At 58.1% G+C, this 7,529-nt stretch carries 9 protein-coding genes; 2 read left to right on the plus strand and 7 right to left on the minus strand.

Annotated features, from left to right (window positions below; all coding sequences use genetic code 11):
• Window positions 1-175: 175 nt before the first annotated feature.
• Together L9Z73_RS05880 and L9Z73_RS05885 are read left to right on the plus strand one after the other, a co-directional pair.
• Window positions 176-1,156 (plus strand): integrase domain-containing protein, encoded by a 981-nt coding sequence (locus tag L9Z73_RS05880; protein ID WP_247397349.1) that lies wholly within the window; start codon window positions 176-178, stop codon window positions 1,154-1,156.
• Window positions 1,153-1,428 (plus strand): hypothetical protein, encoded by a 276-nt coding sequence (locus L9Z73_RS05885; protein ID WP_247397350.1) that lies wholly within the window; start codon window positions 1,153-1,155, stop codon window positions 1,426-1,428. Before L9Z73_RS05880 ends, L9Z73_RS05885 begins: the two co-directional genes overlap by 4 nt.
• 9 nt (window positions 1,429-1,437) lie before the next feature.
• Here L9Z73_RS05885 and L9Z73_RS05890 read toward each other — a convergent pair whose 3' ends face one another.
• The 7 genes from L9Z73_RS05890 to L9Z73_RS05920 form a co-directional block, all read right to left on the minus strand.
• Entirely contained in the window at window positions 1,438-2,682 is a 1,245-nt protein-coding gene (locus L9Z73_RS05890) for a tyrosine-type recombinase/integrase (RefSeq protein WP_247397352.1), read from the minus strand.
• Window positions 2,683-3,040: 358 nt separating this feature from the next.
• Window positions 3,041-3,814, minus strand: coding sequence for a LexA family transcriptional regulator (locus L9Z73_RS05895; protein ID WP_247397355.1), 774 nt, complete (start codon window positions 3,812-3,814; stop codon window positions 3,041-3,043).
• Between the two features lie 214 nt (window positions 3,815-4,028).
• Window positions 4,029-4,556, minus strand: coding sequence for an inorganic diphosphatase (ppa, locus tag L9Z73_RS05900; protein ID WP_048724712.1), 528 nt, complete (start codon window positions 4,554-4,556; stop codon window positions 4,029-4,031).
• 107 nt (window positions 4,557-4,663) lie between these two features.
• Window positions 4,664-5,479, minus strand: a complete 816-nt coding sequence (locus L9Z73_RS05905) for a zinc-dependent peptidase (protein WP_247397358.1) — start codon at window positions 5,477-5,479, stop codon at window positions 4,664-4,666.
• A 6-nt stretch (window positions 5,480-5,485) separates the two neighbouring features.
• Entirely contained in the window at window positions 5,486-6,142 is a 657-nt protein-coding gene (locus tag L9Z73_RS05910; protein ID WP_247397360.1) for a DedA family protein, read from the minus strand.
• Window positions 6,143-6,450: 308 nt separating this feature from the next.
• On the minus strand, window positions 6,451-6,909 hold the full coding sequence (locus L9Z73_RS05915; protein WP_247397363.1) for a GNAT family N-acetyltransferase: 459 nt from the start codon (window positions 6,907-6,909) through the stop codon (window positions 6,451-6,453).
• A 94-nt stretch (window positions 6,910-7,003) separates the two neighbouring features.
• Window positions 7,004-7,529, minus strand: a 526-nt coding sequence (locus tag L9Z73_RS05920; RefSeq protein ID WP_247397365.1) for an ethanolamine ammonia-lyase light chain EutC, incomplete at its 5' end; no start/stop codon positions are given.

Genomic DNA, 7,529 nt, shown 5'->3' on the forward strand with positions numbered 1-7,529 from the left:
CTCAGGAGGTCAGATCATGAGATGCCCAAGCTCCCGGTCGTAAAGAGCCGCCAGTCCCGCGTAAGTGGACAACCCTCACAGGTCGCAGGGGCCTTGATCCCTGATAACACTCAACATTCTTGGCGGGATGACGTGGGGAAGGTTTTACAAGTGTGGCTTACAGAGGAGTTTGGTCATGGGATTGGTCGGTAGACGGGAGGGGCGTAATTTTGGCTATGGCCGGCAATTGAGCTATGCCGGGCCGCAGGCACTGAAAGACCTGTTTGGCGGTGGGCATTACGGGACGGTCAAAGCACACAGTGATCGTTGGCAGACGTTCGTGCGCTGGTGTCGGTCGGAGGATGGCCCGGGAATTAATGACGCACGGCAGATTGATCGGCAGACCTTGCTGGATTATGCGGAGCATCTGCGTCACCTGGTTGAGCGCAGCGATCTCGCCATCGCCACTGCGCAAAACCGATTGTCCAGCGTCAATCGGACCCTGGCAGCGCTTCGCGGTGATCAGTATGTGAAAGTACCGAGTCTGAGCAAGGCGCTAGGAATGCGGCGCACCAGTGTTCGTCGTTCGGTGCCGCAAGGCCAAGACCGCGAACATGTGAAGAGGGTCGTAGAGGTGCTTTGCGCACACCAGCAGCCGCGTGCCGCGGCCATCGCTCAATTAGCGCGAGCCACCGGAATGCGCTTACGTGAGGCCATTTTGGCCGACCTTCCGCGCTTAAAACGTGAGGCCGAACAATACGGCAAGATCAACATCCAGGATGGCACCAAGGGGGGCCGCTCAGGTGCCTCGGCACCTCGCTGGATCAGGGCGGATGATCATATTCGCGAGGCACTGAGGTTTGCCGAACAAGTCTCGCCCGACGGTAGCCAAAACCTACTTGCGCCGCACGAAAGCTATCTCGATTTTCAACGGCAGATCGTCCGCCCTGCACGGGAGATCCTCCATACGAACAACCTCAAAGGCTTCCACGAATTGCGGGCGGCCTATGCGTGCGAACGCTATGGTCAGATTACCCATCATCCCGCCCCCATTAACGGAGGCAAGTCCTACCAGCTCGACCAACGCCTCGATCAAGTTGCTCGAGAACAAGTCTGCTATGAGCTGGGGCACGGACGTATTGACGTGGTTTCGGCTTACATTGGTGGTCGAGCGTGAGCAAGCCATTCGATATGGAACTGTTCCTGGTGAGCGTCCTGACCGGGTCGCACACCACCCGTCAACGTCACCTCCGTCAGGCGAAGGCTATCCAAACAGCTATCGCTGAGCGCTGGCAACGCGACAATCCATGGACTTGGCAGCAAAAGCATCTCGCATGGTTTTTAAATCACCACGCGAACCTGCACGCTGAATCGACGCGCTATTACTATCTGCTGACCATTCAATTGCTCACTCTTCGCTTAGGAAAATCCTGGCAGTTCAACCGCTAAACTTGTTCATTATCGTGTCCCTGCGTCGTTCTGGATAATCTCACTATCGCTGCCACCTTTGGATGTAGCGTATTGAGCCCAAACCTTCATCAGCTCTCGACGCTTTTCGAAGAAGTCAGATCGTGAGTAAGCGCTTTCGGTTTCACCTCGCTCATCATGAGCCAGTGACAGTTCACAAATCTCTCGAGGGAAACTGGTCTGCTCGCCCGCCCAGTCGCGGAATGTCGAGCGAAATCCGTGACGAGTGATGCTTTTATAGCCGAGCCCGTGCAGCAGGTTACGAATGCTGTTGGCATGCATGACGCCGCTGCGACCACTTCCTGGAAACACGTAGGGGCTTTCGCGGCCGATCTTGGGAAGATTCTTGAGTAATGAGACGACCTCTGGCGCCAGGGGGATCGCGAAAGCCTGGCGGGTCTTCATTCGTTCGTCGGACAAAGACCAGCGACCGGACTCAAGGTCGAATTCATCCCAGCGCGCGAATCGGACCATGTGTGAGCGAGCGCCGGTTAGGATCAGTAGCTGAGCTGCAACAGAAACGTGGCTGGTGTCCTTACGCAAGGCTTCCATGAGCTTCGGCAGGTCCTGCCAATTCAGCGCGGGATGATGCAGGCGTTTGCGAGCTTTCTTCTTCTCATGCCGGCTGAGCAGGTTTTCCAGATGGCCGCGCCAGCGTGCCGGGTTCTCTCCGGTTCTGAGACCTCGGGCTCTGGCGGCATCCAGGATATGTTCGATTTGCCCACGTACTTCGTCAGCCGTCCGCGTTTTAGTTGACCATATTGGCTGCAAGGCTTTGATCAGATGCTTGGTCTCGATCTGGTCAGCTGAAAGCTTCCCTACCGTAGGGAATACATAAAGCTCGAGTTTCCTCAGCCAGCCTTTGCGCCATTTCTCCGACCAGCTCGAGCCGTGGGCATCTCGATAGTCGGTGGCCAATTTCTCGAAGGTAATCAGATGTGCCAGTTCTCGGCGCTCTGCCTCCCGCTGAGCGGCTTGTTCAGCCTGTCGTTTCGCGAGTGGATCAATGCCATTGAGGATCTGGACTTTATTTTCATAGGCGGCTGCGCGGGCTTTTTTCAGGTCGAGCTGAGGGTAGCTCCCCAGGCCCATTTCCCTGCGTTTGCCGTTCAATTGAAAGCGGAGTACCCAGGTTTTTCGTCCTGAGGGTTTCACCAAAAGACGAAGACCTTCACCGTCCTCGTACGTCCCAGCATCAACCAAATTTTTGATTTGATTGGCGGTCAATTTGCCCATTTTTTCGCCCTCTGTTCCCCCACTTGTTCCCCCACTTGCGCGTGGAACGCCCCGGATCAAAACGGAAGTCACAGGAACAAAAGTAAGCTGAAACCCTCGGTCTATCAAGGCTCTCGCGATTTTCAGTAGAAAAGGGTGGCTTTCAACAAGGCATTAAAAAGCCGGCTTGTGGCCGGCTTCTCGGGGACTGCCTCAGCTTGTTTTTGACAAACCTCAGCAGCCTTCAAATCGCTCAGCCAACATCGCGTCTGGCTGAATAGTCGGGGCATCCGCGGGCGTTTTTCCGCATCGCCTGGCAGGGTGAATAGCCTAAAACCAACCCCTTCCAAATGTGCGGCGCATGATACCCACATTCCCCTCAGTTGCCCACCTCCGGATCGGATTTAGAGCCTTCCCAGCCCAGTAGGTGTTCATCCAGTGGCACGGGTGGGCGGCGGTTGTTGAGGGTGGACCACCAGAATACCCAGCCGACGATCTGGAAGTTCTGTTCGAAGCGTTGATCGAAGGTCAGGTATTCGTCGGGGTGTTCGCCGGCGTTGTGGCTGCGCATGCGCAGGCCGCCGCCGGGGCGGTTGTAGAGGTATTTGATGCGCAGCATGTCGTCGTGTTCGACGGCGTAGATTTCGCCGTCGACGATTTGGGTGCGGCCGCGGTCGATGGCGAGGGTGGCGCCTTGTTGGATGATGTCGATCATGCTGTTGTCGACCATGTAGGCGCCGAGGGCGCGGTCGGGGTTTACGTTTAAGGTGTCGAGGGTGTGACGGGAGAGGCGGATGCGTTCGGTTGAGGTGAAGGACGGATGGAGGGCGATCTCCACGTCGATGGTTTCCGGAGGACGGACGGGGCCGGTGAGGTATTTGCCGCTTTCTTCGCGGGTGGGCAATGCTTTCCTTGCATCGTGACCTTCCAACAGGAAGTTGGCCGGTGGGTGTTTAGGGCCTACGCCGGCGTGCAGCCAACGGCTGGAGACGCACAGCAGTTCTGCGATTTCGTTGAGTCGGCCCATGGGGACGCCGCGTTTGAACCAGTTGTTCACGTGTTGAGGCGTGACACCGCGGTTCTTGGCGAAGTCGGAAGCGGAAAGATGAACTTCCCGTAATAACGCTTTTAAGCGATCACCTGATGTATTCATAAACGCAGAGTTTACTGGCCGGGAAAACAGATCAAATAAACCATGCGTTCAATTGCCGGTGTAGGTTTTTGCTTAGTTGTAGCCTGATCTTTCTTTGTTGCTTGTTAGTTCAACATAGAGTGTTAAGTGTTGAACTTGATGTTTAGTTTTTCCGACAAAAAAAGCCCCGAATGATCGGGGCTTTTTTGATTGTCGCAGCAATGAGGAGCAGGTATCAGCCTTTGTAGGCTGCGACCGACTTCATGATCTCGGCGCGGGCGGCGTCTGCGTTGCCCCAACCTTCGATCTTCACCCATTTGCCTTTTTCGAGGTCTTTGTAGTTCTCGAAGAAGTGCTTGATCTGTTCCAGCAGCAGTGGCGGCAGGTCGGTGTATTCCTTCACGTCCACGTACAGCTGGGACAGCTTGTCGTGGGGGACTGCGATGACTTTGGCATCGCCGCCGCCGTCGTCGGTCATGTGCAGGATGCCGACTGGACGCGCGCGGATAACCGAGCCTGGGGTAACCGGGTAAGGGGTTACGACCAGCACGTCGAGGGGGTCGCCGTCGTCAGCCAGGGTGTTGGGGATGAAACCATAGTTGGCCGGGTAGAACATCGGGGTGGCCATGAACCGGTCAACGAACAGGCAGTCGCTGTCTTTGTCGATTTCGTATTTGATCGGCGCGTGGTTGGCCGGAATCTCGATGGCGACGTAGATGTCGTTCGGCAGGTCTTTGCCAGCCGGAATCTTGCTGTAGCTCATTGGGCGTTGCCCCCGTAGTTGGCCATGGACATGGCCGGATTGGCCTAAAAGTGGCGGCGATTATAGGCATATTCTGACGCCGATGCCATTCACCAGACGTCGTACAGTCATTCGCCTTGCGGCTGATAACGCGGGTCGTGCGCTTGTAGCTGGGTGAGGCGGGCTAGAGGGTCCTGGCGGTAAAAGCGGCTCAGTTGCGCGTACACCTGTGGATAACTGTTGATCAGTAAATCCGGCGCGCTGAAAAAATATTCGCTGGTGACGGCGAAAAATTCCGCCGGGTTTTCGGCGGCGTAGGGGTCGATGGCGGTTTCGGCGTCGGGGTTGGCGTCCAACTGGCGATTAAGCTCGTCGTAGGCGCCTTGCATCACGCTGGCCCACTCTTGCACGCGCATATCGTGGTGCAGCGGCGGCAGGCCGTTGGCGTCGCCGTTGAGCATGTCGAGCTTGTGCGCCAGCTCGTGGATCACCAGGTTGTAGCCTTCCCAGTTGCCGCTGGCCAGCACGCCGGGCCAGGCGAGGATCACCGGGCCTTGTTGCCAGGCTTCGCCGCTGTGTTCGCCGTCCCACTCGTGCTCGACGCCGCTGGCATCGCGATGGCGTTGCGGGCTGAGGAAGTCGTCGGGGTACAGCACGATCTCGTGGAAGCCCTGATACCAATCGAGGTCGCCGAGGTTCATCAGGGGCAGTTGCGCCTGGGCGGCGAGCAGCAGGCGTTGTTCCTGGTGCAGTTCGACGCCGGGCAGGGCGGTGAGGTGTTTTTCGGCGAGAAACACCACGCAGGCTTCGCGCAGCCACTGGTCTTGCTCGGCGCTGATGCCGTCGAGGAAGGTCAGGTGCTCGCGCACCCGCTGCCAGGTGTCATCGGCAATCGGGTGCTTGGCCAGCAGGCGCAGGCGACGCCAGGCGCTGAGGGACCACATCGCCGGTTACTGCGGCTTGGCTTCGGAGGACGCGCGGCCAAAGCGGCTGCGGAACACGCTAATGATCATCGGCACCAGCGACAGCAGGATGATGAACACCACCAACAGCGAGAGGTTTTTTTTGATAAACGGTACGTTGCCGAAGAAGTAGCCGAGGGTCACCAGGCCGCCGACCCAGAAGACGGTGCCCAGCACGCTGAAGCCGAAGAAGCGCGGGTAGGGCATTTTCGCGATGCCGGCGACGAACGGTGCAAAGGTCCGCAGGATCGGCAGGAAGCGCGCCAGGGTCACGGTTTTGCCGCCGTGCTTGTCGTAGAAATCGTGGGTTTTTTGCAGGTAGTCGCGGCGGAAGATTTTCGAATTCGGGTTGCTGAACAAGCGTTCGCCGGCTGTTCGCCCGATTACGTAGTTGGTGCTGTCGCCGAGGATCGCCGCCAACATCAAGAGGCCCGCGAGCAAGACCGGGTCCATGCCGCCGCCCGCCGCCACCGCGCCGGCAATGAAGAGTAATGAATCACCCGGCAGGAAAGGCATGACCACCAGGCCGGTTTCACAAAAGATCACAAGGAACAGAATGGCGTAGATCCACGGACCGTAATTGGTTACCAGCAGGTCGAGGTAGACGTCGAGATGCAGGATAAGGTCAAGCGGGTTGAAATCCATGGATGGCACCTGTGTGAATGGCCCGACTCAGTAGGCCTGTGCGGAGGCTCGGGTAATAAGGCTACAAGTATTTGTCGCGCTTCTTACAACCCTGAAAGGCCGGCATTATACGGATTGGGAAGTGAAAAACGTGTGGGTTTTGTAGCGGGGGATGTCATGGCACTCGGCTCCCGTGTACCACTGAGCCAAATGGGGGAAGGGGGCTTGCCCCCGATGGGGTTGTGTCAGTTATAAATAGTCTGACTGGCCCACCGCTATCGGGAGCAAGCCCCCTCCCACAGGGATTTTGTGGCGCTTGGGGGATTGGGTCAGTCTTCGCTGATCGGCAACACATAGTTCTTGAACTCGGTGTCTTCGCGAAACCCCATCGACTCATACGTCTTCTGCGCCACGTTATTGTTGCTGCTGGTCGACACCCGCAGCCTCACGGCATGGGTCTCCTTGGCCATCTTCTTCGCCGTGCGCATCAGGTTATCTGCCACCAGTTGCCGGCGCGCGTCTTCGGCGACGTAGATGTCGTTGAGAATCCACACGCGTTTGAGCGACAACGAAGAAAAGCTCGGATATAGCTGACAGAACCCGAGCAAGCGCTTGTCGTCGTCATCGGCCAGGGCCAGGTAGATCACCGACTCCTTGCGGCGCAGGCGCTTTTCCAGGAAGGCCCGCGAGGAGTCCGGGAACGGCAGGGCCCCGTAGAACTCGCGGTATTTGACGAACAACGGGGTCAACAGGTCCAGGTGTTCCAGGGTCGCTTGAGTGATCCGCATGCCAGGCCTCAACTTCCAAAGAGGGGGTACGACCACGCGAGCGGCCGTGACTTGATGCTGCCTAAAGACGCGAAAAAGCGCAATCGTGTGGGGATCAGTCCGTGGGCGGGCTGAGCAGGAAATTGCCTTTCACCAAGTCCGGGTCATCTGACTCGATGGTCTGAAGCTGCGCCTCATCCTTGAGGTTGACCCCCGACAACTGTCGACGGCAGGCCTCGCGCATCAAATACAGCAGGCGGTGGGCTGCCATGCCATAACTCAAGCCTTCCAGGCGCACGTTGGAGATGCAGTTGCGGTACGCATCGGTGAGGCCGACCTTGGGGTTGTAGGTGAAATACAGGCCCAGGCTGTCCGGCGAACTGAGCCCCGGCCGTTCGCCGATGAGGATCACCACCATCTTGGCGCCGAGTAACTGGCCAATCTCATCGGCCACCGCGACGCGGCCCTGTTCCACCAGGATCACCGGCGACAGGGACCAGCCTTCGGCGTGGGTCTGTTCCTCCATGCGCGTGAGAAACGGCAACGTATGTTTATGCACCGCCAACGCCGACAGGCCATCGGCCACCACCACGGCCAGGTCGACGCCGCCGGGGTTGGCCGCAGCATGGTCGCGCAGGGCC

Origin of the sequence: Pseudomonas emilianonis (genome assembly GCF_023072625.1) — a bacterium.
Classification (GTDB): domain Bacteria; phylum Pseudomonadota; class Gammaproteobacteria; order Pseudomonadales; family Pseudomonadaceae; genus Aquipseudomonas; species Aquipseudomonas paraveronii.